Source organism: Oribacterium sp. FC2011 (genome assembly GCF_000701645.1).
Classification (GTDB): Bacteria; Bacillota; Clostridia; order Lachnospirales; family Lachnospiraceae; genus Oribacterium.
Genome location: NZ_JNJM01000011.1, coordinates 1 through 20,458 on the forward strand (window position 1 = coordinate 1; position 20,458 = coordinate 20,458).

Here is a 20,458-nt window from a genome sequence, read left to right on the forward strand (position 1 = left end):
TACATTTTTCTTGTGACAATCCTTGGCGTTAGCACATCTGTAAGGTTTTTCATTGAACTTGTTGTGTTCCTGAAAGACCCTGTGCTTCTTCACCTCCTTGGCAATAGTGGTAGGATCTTTGCCGAGCTCTGCACCTATTGCTCTGAAAGATACGGATAAGTCCAACCGTTTCTCAATAACAACGCGGTCATTTTGGTTCATGTGTTTCTGACTGGTCTGTATTTTTTTAGACATGGTTTTCTCTTTCTACTGCGAATAAGAAACCTGTCTAAGAATACACACATATGAATCAGAGTGTAAGACTTAATTCCGCATAATATGGAATTTACTATTTCATTCAATGAGGATTAAAAAAATTTCAAAAAGTTATTGACAACCCCCAACTGATTATGTATTATAAACAAGCGCTCAAAAAGAACGCATAAGACATGCACCTTTAGCTCAGTTGGTAGAGCAGCGGACTCTTAATCCGTTTGTCCAGGGTTCAAGTCCCTGAAGGTGCATTTTTTGTTGCTTAAAAGTACATAGTGTCAGAAGAAGGAAAACCGGAGTCAGTGAGACTCCGGTTTTCCTTCTTTTCCCTTCTCTATTATAGTATTGTAAGAATAAAGTAACATGAATTTATGATGCTGATGCTATAATTATATAGTTTAAAAAGTAGAATGATACAAGACTGCCCACGATTTTCGATCATGGGAGCCGGGCGGTTCAAATGAATCCGCATTGATACTTCCTTATAGGTGAGTCATCGCAGAAAGGCGAATTTTATGTTCAATCGTAGTTTTTTACGGCTTACATCACTGGCATTGGCAGCAAGTATGCTGGTTATGACAGGATGCGAACAGCAGATAAGTGAATCTGTAAATACAGAAAATGAATCAGAGATAGTTGTTACAACAGCACCGGAGACTGAGGCTGTTGAATATGTGGCTGCATTGGGAATCAATTCCAATGTACTTCCCTCTATAGCAGGCGTTACTGTAGACGATGCAGCTGAAGAGCTGGCACCGGTTAACCTTACGGTCGGAGTCATCAACTCAGTTGTAAGAGATCTTCAGCAGAGACTTATGGATCTCGGTTATATGGATCCTGATGAACCTACAACATATTATGGTGATGCAACATCTCTTGCCGTACAGTATTTCCAGAGACAGGCCGGGATGGCCATGGATGGTATTTGTGGTGTTGAGACCTGGGATGCCATCATGTCTGACAATGCTCCGCACTATGCATTAAAACTCGGTTTTCAGGGTAATGACGTTACTCATGCTCAGTATCGTTTGTATAACCTTGGTTATCTTTATAATGCTTCCGACATAAATGGAACTTATGACGAGACTACCATGGAAGCAGTAAAGAAATTACAGGAGATGAACGGACTTACCGTAGACGGCATTTACGGAACAAGTACTTACAATCTGTTATATTCTGATGAAGTAAAGGCCAATATTGTTGCTCTGGGTGAACAGTCTGATCTTGTTAAAAAGTATCAGCAGATTTTGATTAATCTCGGTTACCTTGAGGGTGAGGCAGACGGTAACTTCGGACTGGGAACACAAAATGCCATTAAAGCATTCCAGTCAAGAAATGACCAGGTTGTGGATGGATATCTCGGTCCCGATACAAGAGCTGCTCTGGATGATCCCAATGCTATTCCGTATGCTATGCGTCTCGGAGAACAGTCGGATTCAGTTAAGGAATTGCAGGAATATCTTGTTAAGTACGGATATCTCGATTCAGATAAGGCTACAGGTTACTTTGGAGAACTTACAAAGTCAGCGGTTGCCAATTTCCAGAGCAAGAACGGACTGACTGCAGACGGACTTGCAGGTGCCAAGACTATAACACTTCTTCATAGCGGAAATGTAAAGAAGAATACAAAGCAAAGCAGCACTTCACAGAGTTCTTCAGGAACTACAGGAAATACAACTGTAACCGCACCTGCAAATACAGGCGGAAATTCAGGCTCGGCAGCAGTTCAGATTCCTCAGACAGCATATGTTGGAAACGGTGGAGAAACAGTTTCAGGTTCAGCAGCCAACCTTATCGCTATAGCATCCTCTAAGATCGGATGCCCTTACGTATGGGGAGCAAAGGGACCTAACAGCTTTGACTGTTCAGGATTCGTATACTGGTGTCTGAATCAGGCCGGTGTAGGCGTTTCTTACATGACTTCCTCAGGTTGGAGAAATCCGGGAAGATTTAAGCAGGTATCTTATAATGAACTTCAGGCAGGAGACATCATCGTAGTTTCAGGTCACGTTGGTATCGTAGCCGGAGGCGGAACCATCATCGATGCTTCATCTTCAAACGGACGAGTAGTTCACAGAAACCTCGGAGCATGGTGGGCAAATCACTTCATCTGCGGTTGGAGAATCTTCAGCTGATAGATGGAATGTTGGCAGCAGGCTTAATGTTACAAACATATAACACGTAAGCTATGAAATGCCGAAAATCTTTACACTATACTGACTTTAAAAACCGGTCACATCAGGAAAGAAAATCCTGATGTGACCGGTTTTTTTCTGTCCCCGATTTTAAATCGGGTCATAAGAAATTATTCTTAGTCTTTTTCCGGCGAATAGGAGTGGAGAAGCTCTCTTCTGTTGGATTCCCGGACAAAGGTTTCGATAAGTCTTATGGCAGCCGAAGAAAGGTTTCGAGAGCTGTCTATGGCAAGACAAAAAGTCCTTTCGGGGATAGGTTCCAGCAAAGGAATCCTGTACACGAGTTTTCGTTCCAGAGCATCCGCGGCCAGAGCTTCGGGATAGAATCCTATTCCCAGGTCGTTTTCCACCATGGGAAGGATCTGGTCTGTGGATGAAGCTTCAAACTCAGGCTGAAATGTCAGCTGATGATTCAGAAAATACTGTACATATAATTCTCTTGTCCCGGTATCGCGGCCAACACTGATTATAGGATAGGTGCTTAGCTCTCTCAGAGACATGGGTTTTTCTGAAAGGTGCTTTAAAGAGGGCCCCACGATAGGTATCTCCCTGAAATTAAATAACGGCTCCATGGTAAGAGGTGCACGGATGGTAAGAGGAGTGGTAATAAGCGCAAAATCTGCAATACCATTTTGAAGAGATACTATGGCCTTAGGGGTGGCATGATTTGATATGCGGATGTTTATATCCGGATATTTTGTTTTAAAATCCCGAAGCACGGGAAGGAGAACGATCCTGAGGGCATTCTCCGATGCTGCTATGGTAACCTGTCCCGATTCAAGACTGATATCTTTATTCAATTCCTTTTCGGCCTGCTCTATCTGTTCGAATGCTATGGACACATGTTCAAAAAGCTTCTGCCCGTTGGGAGTAAGTGTTATACCGCGTTTCCCTCTTTGCATAAGCTTACATCCCAGGTTTTCTTCAAGATTATTCATGGCTCTGCTGACATTGGGCTGGTTTGAGCCAAGCATCCTTGCAGCCCTTGTAAAGCTTTTGTAGGTGCCTACAAAGAAAAATATTCTGTAGTAATCAAAAGAAATCATAATATTCTCCAGTTTTTTGCCGAGTAAGAAAGAGTATAGTGGCATGTTTCAATCATTACAAAAAAATATTCATTTCGAATAAATATTTATGAAAAAACGAAATGTAAATAAAGCTCTTTTTATGATGTAAAAGAAACAAATATCCTAAAAGATGCATAAAAATATATAACAAAATTTACAAACCATGTCAATTTGATATAGATAACATGCAAAAAATGCGGATTGAATATTAAAAATCCGGGAATATAATAAAAACCCGTGAGTCAAATGGGTTAGTAAACATGTAAAAAATGTTTTACATCACATTTTTCACATGAACACAATAAATAGAAATGGAGGTAGTCAAATGGAGCATTTTACCGAAGAACTCCAGGAACAGCTACAGGTTTCTACAGTATTCAGCATAGGAGGGATCCAGGTTGCGGAATCAACTGTCATCACATGGGTTATCATGGCAGTGCTGGTTGGTTTGTCAGTTTACCTCGGATCTAATCTGAAAGTCAGAAATCCAAGCAAGAAACAGCAGCTGGCAGAAATCATTGTTTCCTGGTTTGACAATTTCACGGGAGAGCTTCTGGGAGAACACGGAAAACAGTACAGTACCATAATTTCCGTTATCCTGATTTACATTGGAGTATCCAATCTCATTGGTCTTTTTGGCCTGAAGCCGCCAACAAAGGATCTCAATGTAACGGTGGGACTTTCTGTAATAAGTATCTTCCTTATAGAGATCGCGGGATTCAGAAGAAAGGGTGCCAAAGGCTGGATAAAGCATTTTTCAGAGCCTGTGGCCATTGTTACCCCTATCAATATTCTGGAGCTGGTTATCAGACCCCTGTCTCTTTGTATGAGATTGTTTGGTAATGTCCTCGGCGCGTTCATCATCATGGAGCTTATAAAGATGGTGGTACCCGTGGGTGTTCCTGCGATCTTCAGCCTTTACTTTGATATATTTGACGGTCTTATCCAGGCCTATGTATTTGTTTTCCTGACATCTCTTTATATCCAGGATGCAACGGAATAAAGTTTCGGGAACAAAGGATAATATTTAAAACTATAAATCAGCTTATGGCAGCTTAGGTTTAGACCACAGTCCATGAGCAAAAAAATATTTTTAACATTAAAGGAGAAAAAAATATGAGCATGACAGCAATTGGTGTAGGTTTAGCAGCACTTGCCTGCCTGGGAGCAGGACTTTCAATCGGTATCGCAACAGGTAAAGCAGCAGAGGCTATTGCAAGACAGCCTGAAGCAGACGGAAAGATCATGAGAATCCTTCTTCTCGGATGTGCTCTTGCGGAGGCAACAGCTATTTACGGTTTCGTACTTGGTATCCTTTGCATTTTCTTCCTTAAATGATCATTACGGAATTTTCAAATCATAATTCAAGATCATCAGGAGAGAAAGTATGTTAAGAGTAGATATCAACTTATTGTTTACAGTCATTAATCTGTTGGTACTCGTCTATCTCATGAAAAAGTTTCTTTTTAAACCTGTTCGTGAGGTTATGGAGAAGCGTCAGGCAGAGATAGAAGAGTCCTATAAGAAGGCTGAACAGGTAAATGAAGATGCCAAGCATCTTAAAGAAAAATATGAGGAAAGCCTCGGAAATATCGAAGAAGAGCGAAAGAATACTATCAATAAAGCAAAGATCGATGCTTCAAAGGAATATGATGAGATAGTAAACAATGCCAACAAGAAGGCCGATAAGATAATCGCTGAAGCCAAAATCCAGGCAGAGAAGGAAGCAGAGACAAAGCAGCGTGAGATGCAGCAGCAGATGGCAGTTCTTGTCGCAGAAGCCGCATACAAGATCGCAGCTTCCAAGGACAGCGAGGCTAATGACAGAAAGCTTTTCGATCAGTTCATAAACGGAGACAGTAATTCAGTTAAACCAGATAATCAGGAGGCATAATCGTGAGTCAGAATGCCAGAGAAATTGCAGAACGTCTGATTCAGTCACAGGTATCCGAAAGTGTAATGAGTTCCACCTCAAGAATTTTCGAGGTACTACCCCAGACGGCTTCTCAGCTGAGTGATCCTACGATTCCCATTGAAAAGCGTTATGAGGTTATCGATAGTGTATTTCCTACAGAAGTAAGAAAGACTCTTAAGAGCCTCTGTGATGACAACGATCTGAAGAAATGGGATGAAATAGCAAAGCAGTACACAAATATACGTACCAGTAATGAAAGACAGATTCATGTACAGCTGAGATATGTGACCAGACCTTCTGAAAAACAACTTATGGATATCCAGAAGTTTGTTTTTGACAAATATAATACCCATCACTTTGATTTTAATCTCAGTGAGGATAAGAGTCTGGGCGGTGGATTTATCCTGGAAGTAGGGAACGACCAGTATGACTGGTCAACCATCGGAAGAAGAAATCAGTTCCTGGAGCAGTTAAAGAATACCCGTTCAGAGTTAACAAGTGATGCCGACATCATTACCATACTTCAGCAGAGTGTAGGTAACTTTGACCTTAAGGCTGAAAAGAAGGAAATCGGATTCATCGAGAGCATCGGTGACGGCATTGCCATAATGAATGGTCTTGACCATGCCATGTACGGTGAGGTTATCACTTTTGATAACGGAACCAAGGGTATGGTTCAGAATATCGAAAGAGACAGGATAGGTGTTATCCTGTTTGGAGACGAATCAGGACTTTCGGAAGGAAGCAGAGGTATACGTACCGGCAGAATGGCAGGTATCGCAGTTTCCGATGATTACCTCGGAAGAGTTGTTAATGCTCTCGGAGAGCCCATTGACGGACTTGGACCTGTAAATGGAACAGAGTTTCGTGCCATCGAGCAGCCGGCACCGGGAATCATTGACCGTTCACCGGTTAATGAGCCTATGCAGACCGGAATACTTGCCATCGATTCAATGTTTCCTATAGGAAGAGGTCAGCGTGAGCTTATCATTGGCGACCGTCAGACAGGAAAGACCTCTATCGCTATAGATACTATCCTTAATCAGCATGACAAGAACTGCATATGTATATATGTAGCCATCGGACAGAAGGAATCAACAGTCGCATCTCTGGTTGAGACCTTAAAGAAACATGAAGCCATGAGCTATACCTGTGTGGTAGCGGCAACAGCAGCAGATCCGGCACCGCTTCAGTATATCGCTCCTTATTCAGCAACATCACTTGCAGAATACTTCATGTATAAGGGCCAGGATGTTCTCATCATTTATGATGATCTTTCAAAGCATGCGGTTGCTTACAGAGCACTTTCACTGCTTCTCGGAAGATCACCTGGACGTGAGGCTTATCCGGGCGACGTATTCTACCTTCATTCAAGACTTTTGGAGCGTTCCTGCCATCTGAACAAGGAGCTCGGCGGCGGATCCATAACAGCTCTTCCTATCATTGAGACAATGGACGGAGATGTATCCGCATACATTCCTACTAATGTTATTTCCATTACCGATGGACAGATATTCCTTGAGTCCAATCTTTTCTTCGAGGGTCAAAGACCTGCGGTTAATGTCGGACTTTCTGTATCCCGTGTTGGTGGCGCAGCCCAGACAAAGGCCATGAAGAAATCTTCAGGTTCTCTTCGTATCGATCTTGCCCAGTTCAGAGAAATGGCTGTATTTACACAGTTCTCCTCTGATCTTGACCAGAACACAAGAGACCTGCTTACACAGGGTAATGTCTTGATGGAACTTTTGAAGCAGCCATTATGTAATCCTATGTCCCTGAGTGATCAGGTCATAACCCTTGTAGTGGCTCTTAATCACAGCATGATGACCATTGAGAAGAAAGATGTTAAGAGATTCCAGGGCAGGATGCTTGATTATTTCAGACAAAGATACCCTGAGATCGGAAAGAACATTGAGATATCAAGAATGCTGGGAGATGATACAAGAGCTGAGATCATTACCGTGGCTGAAGAATTCTTAAAGCTGTGGAATGACAGCAAAGGAAAGCTTGAAGACGACAGTGAAGAAAAATAATGCGGACAGTATGCCCTCATTATTTCATACGGAGGAGTGAATTGTGGCAACAACAAGAGAGCTGAGAGACAGAATCTCCAGCATTGACAATACATTAAAGATCACAAATGCCATGTATCTTATCTCCAGTACAAAGCTTCGAAAAGCCAGAGTGGAGCTTCAGCAGACTGAACCTTACTTTTATACCCTGAGAACCACCATACAGCGTATCCTGAGACATGTTCCCGAAGGGTTTAGACATCCTTATCTTGATCTCAGAGAAGATCTTCGTAAGAAGGAGAGAACAGAGAATTACAGAACAGCAATTATCTGTGTTACTGCCGATAAGGGACTTGCCGGTGCTTATAACCATAATGTTATAAAGCGTACGGAGGAAATCCTTAAGGCGAGACCGAGGCATAAGCTGTATGTTGTAGGAGAAATGGGCAGAGTATATTTCCGCTCAAATGGGATAGATATTGAAGAAGAATTCCATTATACGGCTCAGAATCCGACCCTTCATCGTGCTCGTGTCATTACAGGACGAGTACTGGATCTTTTCCACGATAATGAGATAGATTCTGTTTATATTGTCTATACCAGAATGAAGAATTCTCTCGAGATGGAAACGGAAACGGAGCAGCTTTTGCCCATTGATAAGATCAATAAAGGCGTATTCGGACAGGCTATACCTATGGTTGCGGGCATGGAGGAATTCAGACTGGTGCCTTCTGCAGAAGCGGTCATTGATAATGTCATTCCCGATTATATCAGTGGTTTCATATACAGTGCCCTGGTTGAGTCCTTCTGTTCGGAGCAGAATTCCAGAATGACTGCCATGGATGCAGCCAACAGAAGCGGTAATAAGCTTAAGCAGGAATTGAGCATTCAGTATAACAGAACCCGTCAGGCCGCCATCACTCAGGAAATAACCGAGGTTGCGGCGGGAGCGAGAGCCCAGAAGAAGAATCGTTAAAAGCTTTAGGTATCGGATTTTCGAAACCGGTGGGTTTACAAGGAGATACATATGCATATAGGAAAGATAGTGCAGGTAATGGGTCCGGTAGTGGATGTCGAGTTTGAAACCGGCTCCGTTCCGGAGATAAAGACTGCACTTAATGTAGATAATCATGGTACCAAATGTACCATGGAAGTTGCGCAGCAGCTTGGGCACAGTACAGTCAGGTGCATCATGCTTACTGCCAGTGAAGGACTTGAAAGGGATATGGAGGTTATCGACACCGGAAAAGGTATCACTGTTCCGGTTGGAGAAAAGACCCTTGGAAGACTTTTCAATGTTCTTGGTGATGCTATAGACGGCAAGGAGGATCCCGAAACGGAAGAACGTTGGGAAATCCACAGAAAGCCGCCTAAGTTTGAAGATCAGAATCCGGTTCAGGAAGTACTGGAAACAGGAATAAAGGTTATCGATCTTCTGGCCCCTTATGCAAAGGGAGGTAAGATCGGACTTTTCGGAGGAGCCGGTGTAGGTAAAACAGTCCTTATACAGGAGCTTATAAGAAATATCGCTACAGAGCATGGCGGATACTCCATTTTCACCGGTGTAGGAGAGCGTTCCCGTGAAGGAAACGATCTTTACAGTGAGATGACAGAAAGCGGAGTTATCAAAAACACTGCCCTCGTGTTCGGACAGATGAATGAGGCTCCCGGTGCGAGAATGAGAGTTGCGGAGACCGGCCTCACCATGGCTGAGTATTTCCGTGATGTACAGCATAAGGATGTACTTCTGTTTATTGATAACATTTTCAGATTCGTACAGGCAGGTTCCGAGGTTTCATCACTCCTTGGAAGAATGCCTTCGGCGGTAGGTTACCAGCCCACTCTTGCAACAGAGATGGGACAGCTCCAGGAGAGAATCGCGTCCACACGTCAGGGTTCCGTAACATCTGTTCAGGCAGTATACGTTCCTGCGGATGACCTTACTGATCCTGCTCCGGCAACAACATTTGCACACCTTGATGCAACCACCGTACTTAGCCGTAAGGTAGTTGAGCAGGGTATCTATCCTGCAGTGGATCCACTGGAATCTTCATCAAGAATTCTTACCGAAGAAATAGTTGGTAAGGAGCATTATGACACAGCCCAGAGCGTACTCAGAATACTTCAGAAGTACAAAGAGCTTCAGGATATCATCGCTATCCTCGGTATGGAAGAACTTTCGGAAGAGGATAAGAAGACGGTATTCAGAGCCCGTAAGATTCGTAACTTCCTGAGTCAGCCTTTCTTTGTAGGTGAACAGTTCACCGGAGTTCCGGGTAAGTACGTTCAGCTCAAGGATACCATCAAGGGCTTCAAGGCTATAATCGATGGTGAGATGGATAACTATCCGGAGAGTGCATTCTTTAATGTGGGAACCATCGAGGACGTAAAGAAAAAGGCTGAGGATATGGCAAATGCCGAATCCAAGAAAAATGTCGGCTAAAATTACCGATTGAATCGGTGATTTACCGGAGGAAATTTTGAATTAAGTAATGTTTCCTCAGATTTGTAAGTTGAGTTAATGTGAGGTTTTGAGATGGCAGATAAGGTGGCGACCTTTAGTCTTAATGTGACAGCTTCCAACAAGGTATTTTATATGGGACAGGCAGAATATCTGCAGATCAATACACTGACCGGATCCAGAGGTATCATGGCACACCATGCACCTGTTGTTTATGCATTGGAAACCGGTCAGATGAGTATCGTTAAGCCGGATGGGGAAAGAATAACCGTTGTTGTGAGCAACGGCGTATGTACCATTGCCAATAATCGTGTGACGGTACTTGTGGACACCTGCGAAACTGCCGAAGAGATCGACGTAAGAAGAGCTGAAGAGGCAAAGGAAAGAGCCCTTGAACAGCTGAGACAGAAGCAGTCGGTAGGTGAATTCAAGAGATCACAGATGTCTCTTGCCCGTGCTCTTACAAGACTTGAATTCTCCAGTCAGAAGAAGCATTATATTTAATTAATTTCAGGAAGGCAGACTTATGGTAAGTTCAATTCATAAGTCTGCCTTCTTTCTGTATATCCGTCATAACTAAAAAGAAATGGAATTGAAAAGAGAGAGAATATAAAATAAAAGAAGATTATAGAGTCGGTTAGATACATCAGATTAAGGAGTGTAATATGCGAATGACAGAAGAACTAAAAGTTGGTTTTATAGGATTTGGAAATATGGCGGGTGCAATTGCTGAAGGACTTATCAATTCCGGTTTTCCGGCAGAAAATTGCTATGCTGCAGCAGGTCACTTTGACAAGCTTCAGGAAAAATGTGAAAAAATGGGCGGAATAAACCCTATGGATGATGCATCGAAAGTTGTCGATGTATCAGATGTGATTTTTATTGCGGTTAAGCCTGCCAAGATAAAGGAAGTTATCACACCTTTGAGAGCCCAGCTTTCTCTTGATGGTAAGGTGATAGTATCTGTTGTATGGGGATATAATTATGACAGATACTTTGATGAAGAGGTTCTTGTAAAGGGAACTCATGTTATATGTTCCTGTCCGAATACTCCGGTTGCCATAAATAAGGGCATCTTTGTTGTGGAAAATAAACATTCTCTTTCAGAGGAAGAGTTTGAAACCGTAAGTGACCTTCTGGGAAAGATAAGTCTGGTCATTCCTGTAGAGACAAAGCTTCTTGGAATTTCCGGTACAGTATGCGGATGCGGTCCTGCCTTTACGGATATGTTCATAGAATCACTTTCAGATGCAGCGGTAATGTACGGAATACCGAGAAAGACAGCTTATCAGATGGTGTCAAGAATGATAGAGGGCACCTCTGCACTTCAGCTCCACAGCGGAAAGCATCCCGGAGAGATGAAGGATGAAGTTTGTTCACCGGGCGGATCCACCATAAAAGGAGTTGCAGCATTGGAGGAACATGGATTCAGAGGAGCTGTGATAGATGCCGTAAAGGCGATTCAGGGATGAGACGGAAATTATGATACAGAATGATACTGACCGGAGTATGGTATTCTTGTAACAGTCCTTAAGTATAAAAAACTTGTCAGTACTAAGTAAAAAGTGTATTATATAAAAAAATTGTTGGCATGGATTTTTGACGTTAGGTCTTAAATGCCGGTTGAAACATTAATACAGAAGAGGTTTCAGGGAGACAGTATAGAGATGATGAGTCCAAAAACAAAGAAAACCATATCAGCGGTTATTGTCATTGCTCTTGTATTTGCAATGGTGCTGACAATGGTTCTTCCTTATATTCTGAATATTCTGAAATAAGAAAGAAAGAGAAATGCGAAGCGGCAGTCCATTGCGGACTGCCGCTTCTTCGTTCAGGTGACGACATGAATCAAAAGATAAAGCCGGGGCAGGACCTTGTGATAGTAGGGGAGATAGGTACCTATGGAGCTGAAAAGCTTTTGGAATTGCATCCGGAGGATATTAATAAAAGATTTTCCGGGTTCTATCTTTCTGAAGAAAAAAGAAAGCTCTCGGAGCAGAAAGATGTAATGGAGCAGTGGTACCATGCCGCCCGGGAGGCACGAGCGGATGAGGCTGAAGCAGATCCTATAGATTACGCCATGCCGGATTATAAAAAGACCTATGGTGTGACCGAAATCCGAAAGGTTGAAAAGGGCGGGATACTTAAGGCTTTGTGGGATTTTTGCGAAGCGGCAGCATTGGACACGGAAACCGGAAGAAAAAAGGGTTACGGCCTTGGATGTGAGTTCAGATATGACAGCATTCCGGTAAGCCAGTTTACCATGGAGATATGTGAGTTATTTGATGTTCTGCCCTATAGACTATGGTCCCGGGACTGTTTCCTCATGACCATGGAAAAGGGAGACCACTTTTGCCGTGACTTTCTGGAGATGCAGTTAAGGGCATCCAAAGACTTAGCGGACGAGACATTTGCAAAAGGTTCAAGAGTGGGCTTTGACAGTGAGCAGCATGTAAGGACCACGGAGCCTGTAAGGGCAGCTGTTTTCGGAAGGATAACAAAAGAAAAAAAGCGTATCCGGGTGGACGGGAGTGAGATCGGATATCTGACCCGTGAAAGCTATGAAGAGCTGGACAGATTCATTTAGCTGCGAGCTGCATAAATGATATCTGCGTAATGGTCCACAGGTTGAACCGTTACATATCTGAGGCATAGGTAAGGGTCGGCTGATGATATTGCTTTACCTTAATAGAGTCTTAAGTTGTATGAACAGTTATGGGATATTAAAATTGAATATAATGTTAGAGGGAAGTAAATAAAAAGTAAGGAGAAAATCATGAGAGAAAAAATCTTAACCATCATAGAAAAGAATTCCCGGCTTACAGTCAAGGATATCGCAAACATCCTTGGTGAGTCTGAGTCGAAGGTTTCTGCAGAGATAGAGGCAATGGAAAATGAACATATCATCTGCGGATATCATACTCTTATAAACTGGGACAAAACCCAGGATGAGAGAGTTGATGCACTTATAGAAGTAAAGGTTACACCTCAGCGCGGACTTGGATTTGATTCCATTGCACAGCGTATCTATCAGTATGATGAGGTTGATGCGGTTTATCTTATGTCAGGTTCCTTTGACTTCACTGTGCTTATAAGCGGAAAAACCATGAAGGAGGTTGCATCTTTCGTATCCAGCAAGCTTTCTCCCATGGAATCCGTTCTTTCCACAGCTACACATTTTGTTCTTAAGAAATATAAAGATCATGGCACCGTTATAGAACAGCCAAGAGTTGACGAGAGAATGAAGGTATCACCATGAGAAATCCATTGAACAGTAAGATCACGGGCATACAGCCAAGTGGTATAAGAAAATTTTTTGACATAGTCTCGGAGATGAAGGACGCCATATCCCTCGGAGTTGGTGAGCCTGATTTTGACACTCCGTGGCATATAAGAGAAGAGGGTATCCATTCTCTTGAAAGAGGAAGAACCTTTTATACTTCCAATTCAGGTCTTAAGGAACTGAGAGAAGAGATCACCAGATATATAAAGAGAAAGTACAATATAGATTATAATCCGGTGACCGAGACCCTGGTAACGGTAGGCGGATCAGAGGCTATAGATATGGCTCTCAGGGTAATGCTTGATCCCGGTGATGAGGTGCTGGTACCTCAGCCAAGCTACGTATCCTACGTTCCCTGCGCCATCATGGCAGGTGGCACACCGGTTCCTATAGAGCTTGAAGAAAAGGATGATTTCAGACTGACACCGGAGAAGCTTCTGGAAAAGATCACACCGAAGACAAAGGTGCTGGTACTCCCCTTCCCCAACAATCCTACAGGAGCAATTATGGAGAAGGAGGATCTGGAGAAGCTTATACCTATCATCGAAGAGCACGACCTCTTTGTTATTACAGATGAAATCTACAGTGAGCTAAGCTATAAGGGAACTCCCTCAAGTATCATTGAGTTCCCGGGAATGCGTGAGAGAACTGTTTATATCAATGGTTTCTCCAAGGCCTATGCCATGACCGGATGGAGACTTGGTTACTGCTGCGGACCTCAGATCATAATGCAACAGATCCTCAAACTTCATCAGTTCGCCATCATGTGCGCTCCCACAACTTCACAGTATGCGGCTACGGAAGCCCTGAAAAACGGTGACGAAGATGTAGCCAAGATGAGAGATTCATATAACGAACGAAGAAGATATCTGGTTACACGTCTGAGAGAGATGGGTATGGATTGCTTCGAGCCTTACGGAGCCTTCTATGTATTTCCATCCATCAAACGCTTTAATATGAGTTCAGAGGAATTTGCAACGAGACTTCTTGAAGAGGAAAAGGTTGCCCTGGTTCCCGGTACTGCCTTCGGAGACTGCGGCGAAGGATTTTTGCGTATATCCTATGCATATTCGCTTCAGGATCTGAAGAAAGCTCTGGACAGGATAGAAAAATTTGTGAGCAGACTGAAATAAAAAGATAATCCCCGGGGATTCTTTTGAGGTACTCAAAACTATATGGCTTACATGGTATAATTTTTGGTAGTAACGAAAGAATCCTTTATCGACTGATGACCATTGCAGAATATTTTTTACATACGGAGGAAATATGGCCTGGTACGATAGTGCAATTTTTTATCATATGTATCCCCTTGGTATGGTGGGAGCTGAGAAAGTGAATGATGGCGGAAAAGTGAAACGCCGCTTTGATCAGCTTACGGCTTTTATCCCCTATCTTAAGGTACTTGGATGTGACGCCATATACATTGGCCCGCTCTTTGAGTCCGGAAGTCATGGATATGACACCACTGATTACAAAACCGTAGACCGTAGACTTGGTACCAATGATGACTTTCGGAAATTTGTGGACACGGCCCATAATTATGGCATCCATGTAATAGTTGACACAGTTTTCAACCACACCGGCAGAGATTTTTTTGCATTCAAGGATATAAGGGAAAAGGGACCGGACAGTCAGTATAAGGACTGGTACAAAGGCATCAACTTCGGAGGCCGTTCACCGAGAGGCGATAATTTCAGCTATTCCGCCTGGAGAGGGGCATGGGAGCTTCCTGAGCTTAACTTCAATAATGAGCATATGCGGAAATATCTCATTGAAGTGGTTCAGTACTGGGTGGATACCTTTGATATTGACGGACTGAGACTTGACTGTGCGGATGTTCTGGATATCAATTTCCAAAAGTCACTCCGATACTTTACAACTCAGATGAAACCTGATTTCTGGCTTATGGGAGAGGTTATACACGGTGAGTATCCGAGATGGGTTAATGCTGAGACCCTGCATTCAGTCACAAACTATGAGCTTCATAAATCCATATACAGCGGTTTTAACAGCCACAATTTCTTTGAGATTGCCCATAACTTAAACCGTAATATGAATATCGCAAGGGATCTGTATATGTTCCTTGAGAACCATGATGTGGACAGGATTGCTTCAAAGCTTGAGAATAAAGATAACCTTAAGCCCTGTTACATGGCCCTTTTCACCATGCCGGGTAAGCCTTCGATTTACTATGGCGGTGAATTCGGACTGGAGGGAAAGAAAAAGGACGGATGTGATGACAGTCCTCTGAGACCTTCCATCAATATTGATGAAATGAAGCCAAACAGTTTTACTTCCTTTGTGGCCAAGCTTGCGGAGATTCACGGCAAGAATTCAGAGCTTCATATGGGACAGTATAAAGAGCTTTATCTTCAGTGTAAGCAATGGGCATATGCCCGGGTAGATACAAACAGTGCGGTGATAACGGCACTTAACAATGCCGAAGAACCGGCTGTGTTTTATGTAACCCTGCCTGTAAAGGGTAATGTTGCCTTTGATCTCATAACGGAAGAGGAAATTGAGATAGAGCAGGACGACAGGATCATGATAAATCTTGAACCGAATTCGGGGAAGATTATAAAGATAAAGTGAGATAAACAAATATTATTAAATGGAGGAAAAGAATGTCATCTAGGTCATCAAGAAGAAAAAAAATAACCAAACCAAAGGCAGAAAAAAGTAACGTAGTGATAAACAACACGCCTGCTCCTGCAGTATCTGTTGATGCACCAAAACAAAAGAGGCAGGATATGGAAGAATTGGATCCCGTATTTTTAACTCAGTTGGACCGTTATCTTTTTGGTGAAGGCAGAAATTACAAAATTTACCAGAAGATGGGAGCCCATCCTGCTGTACTGAACGGAAAGAAGGGAATGCATTTTGCCGTCTGGGCACCTCACGCAAAGGCGGTAGCCATCGTTTGCGACAGAAACGGATGGGATGTGGAAGCGAATTATATGCTTCCTCTGGAGGACAGCGGAATATATGAAGGCTTTATAGAGAACATGGGTTATGATGAGCTTTATAAGTTCGCCATACATACCCAGAGAGGCGAGATATTATATAAAGCCGATCCTTATGCATTCTCTGCAGAATACAGACCCGGAACCGCATCCAAAACTGCAGATGTGGCAGGGTATCCCTGGGGTGATGGTGAGTGGCTCAGCAAAAGAGCTGCAACTCCTACATTTGCACAGCCTATGGCCATTTACGAATGTCATATAGGGTCATGGCGTAAGAAAAACCGGGAAGAGAAGAATGGTTTCTATAATTACAGAGAGGCAGCAGATGAGCTTGCACAGTACTGTAATGACATGGGATACACTCACGTGGAGCTCATGGGAATAGCTGAACACCCTCTGGACGCAAGCTGGGGTTATCAGGTTACCGGTTATTTTGCACCTACCAGCAGATACGGTTCTCCCAAGGATTTCATGTATATGGTGGATCATCTTCACCAGAAGGGAATCGGAGTCATCCTTGACTGGGTTCCTGCACACTTCCCGAAGGATGCCCAAGGACTTGCGGATTTTGACGGTACCCCTACCTATGAATATCCGGATCCACGTATGGGAGAGCATCCCGACTGGGGTACAAAGATATTCAACTACAGCAAGAATGAGGTAAAGAATTTCCTGATCGGAAATGCTCTTTACTGGTATGACGAGTACCATATAGACGGACTTCGTGTGGATGCGGTTGCATCAATGTTATACCTTGACTATGGACGTAAGGATGGCCAGTGGGTTCCAAACAAGTTTGGAGGCAACGGGAATCTTGATGCCATGGAGTTCTTCAAGCATCTCAATTCCGTAATACGCGGAAGAAAAGACGGAACCATGATCATCGCAGAGGAGTCCACAGCCTGGCCGAAGGTAACAACTCCTCCGGAGGATGATGGTCTGGGATTTACTTATAAATGGAATATGGGCTGGATGCATGACTTCCTTGATTATATGAAGCTGGATCCGTTATTCCGTAAGGGTGCCCACAACCTTATGACCTTCGGTATGAGCTATGCCACTGCCGAAAAATTCATTCTTGTACTTTCACATGATGAGGTAGTGCATCTTAAGTGCTCCATGATAAACAAGATGCCCGGAATCTATGAGGACAAGTTCAGGAACCTGAAGTGCGGCTATCTGTTCATGTTTGGCCATGCCGGAAAGAAGCTTCTTTTCATGGGACAGGACTTTGCCCAGCTTCATGAGTGGAATGAGAATGTGGCTTTGGACTGGTATCTCACCGATGAACCATGGCATAAGAACGTCCATGATTTTATGAGGGATCTCCTTCATATGTATAGAAAGTATCCTGCCTTATGGGAGCTTGATGACAGCTGGCAGGGATTTGAGTGGATTAATGCTGACGATAACGACAGATCCATATTCAGCTTCATACGTAAGGACAAGACCGGAAAGAACAGCCTTCTCTTCGTTATCAATATGACTCCTATGGAAAGAAAGGACTACATGGTAGGAGCTCCCGTAAAGACCAAATATACTTTGATCCTGGATGAAAACGGAAACACAAGAGCGGATGCAAAGAATGTTTATCTTGCAGAAAAAGGAGAATGCGACGGTAAACCGTTCCGTATCAAATATTCATTACCGGCTTACGGATGCGCAGTATTCAGGTTCAATTACTGATAATAAAAAATTTGTTATTTTTTTAACGAATTTTGTTTCCTTTTGGAAAACACTGTAGTATGATAGGTTTATCCAAAGAACGGATGGACATTTTTAGAACGACAGTGAATACATAAGGGTTATATGTAAAGGAGACAGGAACATGGCAAGAGAGTTATTATCACAAAAAGCAACTCAGAGTGTTTATCGCGACGGAGATAAAATCTTAAAGATATTTGCCAAAGATTTTGATAAGTCTGAAGTTTTCCATGAGGCATTTATCAACACTCGTGTTGAGAATATCGATGGGATAAACGTTCCAAAGATAACAGGAGTCAGATTTGAAGACGGACAGTGGCTCATCGAAAAAGAGTATGTTGAAGGAAAGACACTTCAGCAGCTTATGGATGAAAACCCGGATAAGCTTGATGAGTATATCGGAAAAATGGTAGACCTTCAGCTTCTTATGTTCACAAAGAAGGCACCTCTTCTTCAGAAGCTGAGAGACAAGCTTACATATCAGATCAATGGATTAAACACCATTGATTCAAGCACCAGATATGAGCTTCTTACAAGACTTGAATCTATGCCAAAGCACTTTAAGCTTTTGCACGGAGATTTCAGACCTTCAAACATCATCGTTAAGGATGACGGAAGTATGTATCTTATTGACTGGGTACATGCATCACAGGGTAATGCCAGTGCGGATGTTGCAAGAACTTATACCATTCTGTATCTTAAGAATAAGGATGCAGCTGAGAAGTATTATGCTGATTTCTGTGCAAAGACAAATACAGATAAGAGCTATGTACATAAGTGGCTGCCTATCGTTGCAGCAGCAAATCTTACCAAGAACAGACCTGAAGAGAAAGAGATTCTCGAAAGCTGGCTTAACGTTGCAGATTTGATGTAAACAAAGTATGATGAAACCGTCGCCGTGAGGGCGACGGTTTTTTTAGTGATAAAGCCGTCAAGCGGGCGTTGTGCTTTTATAAACCCACATTTGACGGCTAACGGGAAATCGAGTAGGTAATAATCTCTGCTCGATTTTATAGGAAAGGGTTTGATATGGAATCTACATTCAGCAGAACTGAAATACTTCTCGGAAAAGAGGCTGTGGAAAAACTTAAAAATAAAAGAGTGATAGTGTTTGGTGTCGGAGGTGTCGGAGGATATGTATGTGAAGTACTGGCCAGAACCGGAGTAGGCAGCATAGACCTGGTGGATAATGACACCGTTAACGAATCCAATATCAACCGCCAGATCATAGCCACGAGAAAAACCATCGGAAGATATAAAGTTGATGTAATGGCAGAGAGGATAAACGACATAAATCCCGGGTGCAGAGTTAATGCACACAGGATGTTTTTTCTTCCTGAAAACAGTCATGAATTTGATTTCAGGGAATATGACTATGTTGTGGATGCTGTAGACACCGTAACAGCAAAGATACAGATAATAACAGCCTGCCATGAAGCCGGGACTCCGGTACTAAGCAGTATGGGAGCCGGCAATAAGCTTGATCCTACAAAGTTTCAGGTTGCTGACATATATAAAACCTCTATAGATCCGCTGGCCAGGGTTATGCGCCGGGAACTAAAAAAAAGAGGCATTAAGAAGCTTAAAGTTGTTTTCTCCACAGAATTACCTGTAAAGCCAAAGGAAAATGTGGATAAAGCGTCGGAGGATTCTGAAGCTTACGATTCTGAAACCGCTGCTTCCGGAGCTTTCAAAAAGGCAACCCCCGGATCTGTGGCATTTGTACCTGCTGTTGCAGGAATGATAATTGGTGGAGAAGTTATAAAGGATCTTATAAAAGACTAGTAAAAACTGCCCGGAATTATTAAAATAAAGAAAGATATTTAATTTCGCGGGGGTTGGTATATTTTTAGTTAATCTTAGTAAGAGAACCACTGCTTTAATGATTGTAACTACAGAATAGTTTTTTTATCGAGAGGTGACTTTATGAAGAGATGGTATAGTGAAGAGAGGGTTGTATTACTTATAAAACAGGAAGAATTTGCGTCCATATACCCCAGATACGTAAAAAGTAACATAAAGTATATCCAGGGTGAGTGGTTAAAGGATATGAGAGATCCCAACACACCGAGTGTCACCATGGAGCAGTTCGTTAACCGGGACATTGTTGGTTCAGTCAAATGGATAAGAGCTGAGTTTGCCGGAAGCAAGGGTGATGAGGAATCCCAGTTTTTTGATCTTTATGCTGTTGACGGAAATAAGGAAGGGGTCAGCATAGTTTTCACTCCTTTTATCTCCGTTGATGGCTTCGGAAATACAGGCTTTAACAACAAAAGAATAAAGACTGATCTTTCAGAAATGGAAAAGGTTTACTATATTCTTCCTAACAGACCGGAATTCAGTGATATGATAGGTGCTATATCCGGAAAGGCTTATTCTGCCATTGCGCTCAATCAGGAGTTCAGAAAAAAGCTTGGTGAGTACCTTCCTGATAACTTTGCGTTGGAAAAACATATCGGAATACTGAATTATACCTACGAAAGAGATCTTGATGCAGAAGCCAAAGCTGAAGAGGAGGCAAAGGCAGCAGCGGAAGCTAAAGAAGCTGAGGAGAAGGAAGCAGCAGAGTAGTACTGTGAAAAATAGCTTCACATCACCATCTGTGC

19 protein-coding genes and 1 tRNA gene are annotated in these 20,458 nt (G+C 42.8%); 18 read left to right on the forward strand and 2 right to left on the reverse strand.

Annotation, left to right across the window (positions count from 1 at the left end):
* Window positions 1-234 (reverse strand): helix-turn-helix domain-containing protein (locus T357_RS0110060; protein WP_031551869.1); only part of this gene is annotated, 234 nt, incomplete at its 3' end.
* 196 nt (window positions 235-430) lie between these two features.
* On the opposite strand from T357_RS0110060, the gene T357_RS0110065 reads away from it, so the two are divergent.
* Window positions 431-503: transfer RNA gene (locus T357_RS0110065), tRNA-Lys, on the forward strand.
* Between the two features lie 264 nt (window positions 504-767).
* A complete protein-coding gene (locus T357_RS0110070; RefSeq protein ID WP_031551871.1) occupies window positions 768-2,387 on the forward strand; it encodes a C40 family peptidase in 1,620 nt (539 codons plus the stop codon).
* 176 nt (window positions 2,388-2,563) lie between these two features.
* Here T357_RS0110070 and T357_RS0110075 read toward each other — a convergent pair whose 3' ends face one another.
* On the reverse strand, window positions 2,564-3,493 hold the full coding sequence (locus T357_RS0110075; protein ID WP_044916707.1) for a LysR family transcriptional regulator: 930 nt from the start codon (window positions 3,491-3,493) through the stop codon (window positions 2,564-2,566).
* A gap of 346 nt (window positions 3,494-3,839) precedes the next feature.
* Here T357_RS0110075 and T357_RS0110080 point away from each other — a divergent pair, with 346 nt between their 5' ends.
* The 16 genes from T357_RS0110080 (at window position 3,840) to T357_RS0110160 (ending at window position 20,423) form a co-directional block, all read left to right on the forward strand.
* On the forward strand, window positions 3,840-4,517 hold the full coding sequence (locus tag T357_RS0110080) for a F0F1 ATP synthase subunit A (protein ID WP_031551876.1): 678 nt from the start codon (window positions 3,840-3,842) through the stop codon (window positions 4,515-4,517).
* Between the two features lie 119 nt (window positions 4,518-4,636).
* Window positions 4,637-4,852 carry an ATP synthase F0 subunit C gene (gene atpE, locus T357_RS0110085; RefSeq protein ID WP_029199782.1) on the forward strand — a complete coding sequence of 72 codons (216 nt, stop codon included), beginning with the start codon at window positions 4,637-4,639 and terminating at the stop codon, window positions 4,850-4,852.
* 49 nt (window positions 4,853-4,901) lie between these two features.
* Entirely contained in the window at window positions 4,902-5,408 is a 507-nt protein-coding gene (atpF, locus tag T357_RS0110090) for a F0F1 ATP synthase subunit B (protein ID WP_031551881.1), read from the forward strand.
* Window positions 5,409-5,410: 2 nt separating this feature from the next.
* Window positions 5,411-7,462, forward strand: a complete 2,052-nt coding sequence (gene atpA, locus T357_RS0110095; protein ID WP_031551884.1) for a F0F1 ATP synthase subunit alpha — start codon at window positions 5,411-5,413, stop codon at window positions 7,460-7,462.
* A 43-nt stretch (window positions 7,463-7,505) separates the two neighbouring features.
* The gene (gene atpG, locus T357_RS0110100) at window positions 7,506-8,417 is read left to right on the forward strand and encodes an ATP synthase F1 subunit gamma (RefSeq protein ID WP_031551886.1); all 912 of its coding nucleotides are present in this window, start codon (window positions 7,506-7,508) and stop codon (window positions 8,415-8,417) included.
* 51 nt (window positions 8,418-8,468) lie between these two features.
* Window positions 8,469-9,884, forward strand: coding sequence for a F0F1 ATP synthase subunit beta (gene atpD / locus T357_RS0110105; protein WP_031551889.1), 1,416 nt, complete (start codon window positions 8,469-8,471; stop codon window positions 9,882-9,884).
* A 93-nt stretch (window positions 9,885-9,977) separates the two neighbouring features.
* Window positions 9,978-10,406, forward strand: a complete 429-nt coding sequence (gene atpC / locus T357_RS0110110) for an ATP synthase F1 subunit epsilon (protein WP_031551893.1) — start codon at window positions 9,978-9,980, stop codon at window positions 10,404-10,406.
* A 167-nt stretch (window positions 10,407-10,573) separates the two neighbouring features.
* Window positions 10,574-11,374 carry a pyrroline-5-carboxylate reductase gene (gene proC, locus T357_RS0110115; protein WP_031551895.1) on the forward strand — a complete coding sequence of 267 codons (801 nt, stop codon included), beginning with the start codon at window positions 10,574-10,576 and terminating at the stop codon, window positions 11,372-11,374.
* A 371-nt stretch (window positions 11,375-11,745) separates the two neighbouring features.
* Window positions 11,746-12,489, forward strand: a complete 744-nt coding sequence (locus T357_RS0110125) for an AIR synthase family protein (RefSeq protein ID WP_031551898.1) — start codon at window positions 11,746-11,748, stop codon at window positions 12,487-12,489.
* A 189-nt stretch (window positions 12,490-12,678) separates the two neighbouring features.
* Window positions 12,679-13,161: an Lrp/AsnC family transcriptional regulator gene (locus T357_RS0110130; RefSeq protein WP_031551901.1), complete on the forward strand. Its 483-nt coding sequence runs from the start codon at window positions 12,679-12,681 to the stop codon at window positions 13,159-13,161.
* Window positions 13,158-14,318: a pyridoxal phosphate-dependent aminotransferase gene (locus T357_RS0110135; protein ID WP_031551904.1), complete on the forward strand. Its 1,161-nt coding sequence runs from the start codon at window positions 13,158-13,160 to the stop codon at window positions 14,316-14,318. The genes T357_RS0110130 and T357_RS0110135 overlap by 4 nt, the downstream gene beginning before the upstream one ends.
* 133 nt (window positions 14,319-14,451) lie before the next feature.
* Window positions 14,452-15,777 carry an alpha-amylase family glycosyl hydrolase gene (locus T357_RS0110140; protein ID WP_031551905.1) on the forward strand — a complete coding sequence of 442 codons (1,326 nt, stop codon included), beginning with the start codon at window positions 14,452-14,454 and terminating at the stop codon, window positions 15,775-15,777.
* Window positions 15,778-15,935: 158 nt separating this feature from the next.
* Entirely contained in the window at window positions 15,936-17,834 is a 1,899-nt protein-coding gene (glgB, locus tag T357_RS0110145; RefSeq protein ID WP_031551918.1) for a 1,4-alpha-glucan branching protein GlgB, read from the forward strand.
* A gap of 142 nt (window positions 17,835-17,976) precedes the next feature.
* Window positions 17,977-18,726: a phosphotransferase gene (locus T357_RS0110150; RefSeq protein WP_031551919.1), complete on the forward strand. Its 750-nt coding sequence runs from the start codon at window positions 17,977-17,979 to the stop codon at window positions 18,724-18,726.
* 155 nt (window positions 18,727-18,881) lie between these two features.
* Window positions 18,882-19,637, forward strand: a complete 756-nt coding sequence (locus T357_RS0110155) for a tRNA threonylcarbamoyladenosine dehydratase (RefSeq protein WP_031551921.1) — start codon at window positions 18,882-18,884, stop codon at window positions 19,635-19,637.
* Between the two features lie 141 nt (window positions 19,638-19,778).
* On the forward strand, window positions 19,779-20,423 hold the full coding sequence (locus tag T357_RS0110160; protein WP_031551923.1) for a hypothetical protein: 645 nt from the start codon (window positions 19,779-19,781) through the stop codon (window positions 20,421-20,423).
* The last annotated feature ends 35 nt before the right edge of the window (window positions 20,424-20,458 follow it).

Bases quoted from the DNA above. Each gene is read 5' to 3' on its own strand.
- T357_RS0110070 (WP_031551871.1), top strand. From the start codon at position 768: ATGTTCAATCGTAGTTTTTTACGGCTTACATCACTGGCATTGGCAGCA.
- T357_RS0110075 (WP_044916707.1), bottom strand. From the start codon at position 3,493: ATGATTTCTTTTGATTACTACAGAATATTTTTCTTTGTAGGCACCTAC.
- T357_RS0110080 (WP_031551876.1), top strand. From the start codon at position 3,840: ATGGAGCATTTTACCGAAGAACTCCAGGAACAGCTACAGGTTTCTACA.
- atpE (WP_029199782.1), top strand. From the start codon at position 4,637: ATGACAGCAATTGGTGTAGGTTTAGCAGCACTTGCCTGCCTGGGAGCA.
- atpF (WP_031551881.1), top strand. From the start codon at position 4,902: ATGTTAAGAGTAGATATCAACTTATTGTTTACAGTCATTAATCTGTTG.
- atpD (WP_031551889.1), top strand. From the start codon at position 8,469: ATGCATATAGGAAAGATAGTGCAGGTAATGGGTCCGGTAGTGGATGTC.
- atpC (WP_031551893.1), top strand. From the start codon at position 9,978: ATGGCAGATAAGGTGGCGACCTTTAGTCTTAATGTGACAGCTTCCAAC.
- proC (WP_031551895.1), top strand. From the start codon at position 10,574: ATGACAGAAGAACTAAAAGTTGGTTTTATAGGATTTGGAAATATGGCG.
- T357_RS0110125 (WP_031551898.1), top strand. From the start codon at position 11,746: ATGAATCAAAAGATAAAGCCGGGGCAGGACCTTGTGATAGTAGGGGAG.
- T357_RS0110130 (WP_031551901.1), top strand. From the start codon at position 12,679: ATGAGAGAAAAAATCTTAACCATCATAGAAAAGAATTCCCGGCTTACA.
- T357_RS0110135 (WP_031551904.1), top strand. From the start codon at position 13,158: ATGAGAAATCCATTGAACAGTAAGATCACGGGCATACAGCCAAGTGGT.
- T357_RS0110140 (WP_031551905.1), top strand. From the start codon at position 14,452: ATGGCCTGGTACGATAGTGCAATTTTTTATCATATGTATCCCCTTGGT.
- glgB (WP_031551918.1), top strand. From the start codon at position 15,936: ATGGAAGAATTGGATCCCGTATTTTTAACTCAGTTGGACCGTTATCTT.
- T357_RS0110150 (WP_031551919.1), top strand. From the start codon at position 17,977: ATGGCAAGAGAGTTATTATCACAAAAAGCAACTCAGAGTGTTTATCGC.
- T357_RS0110155 (WP_031551921.1), top strand. From the start codon at position 18,882: ATGGAATCTACATTCAGCAGAACTGAAATACTTCTCGGAAAAGAGGCT.
- T357_RS0110160 (WP_031551923.1), top strand. From the start codon at position 19,779: ATGAAGAGATGGTATAGTGAAGAGAGGGTTGTATTACTTATAAAACAG.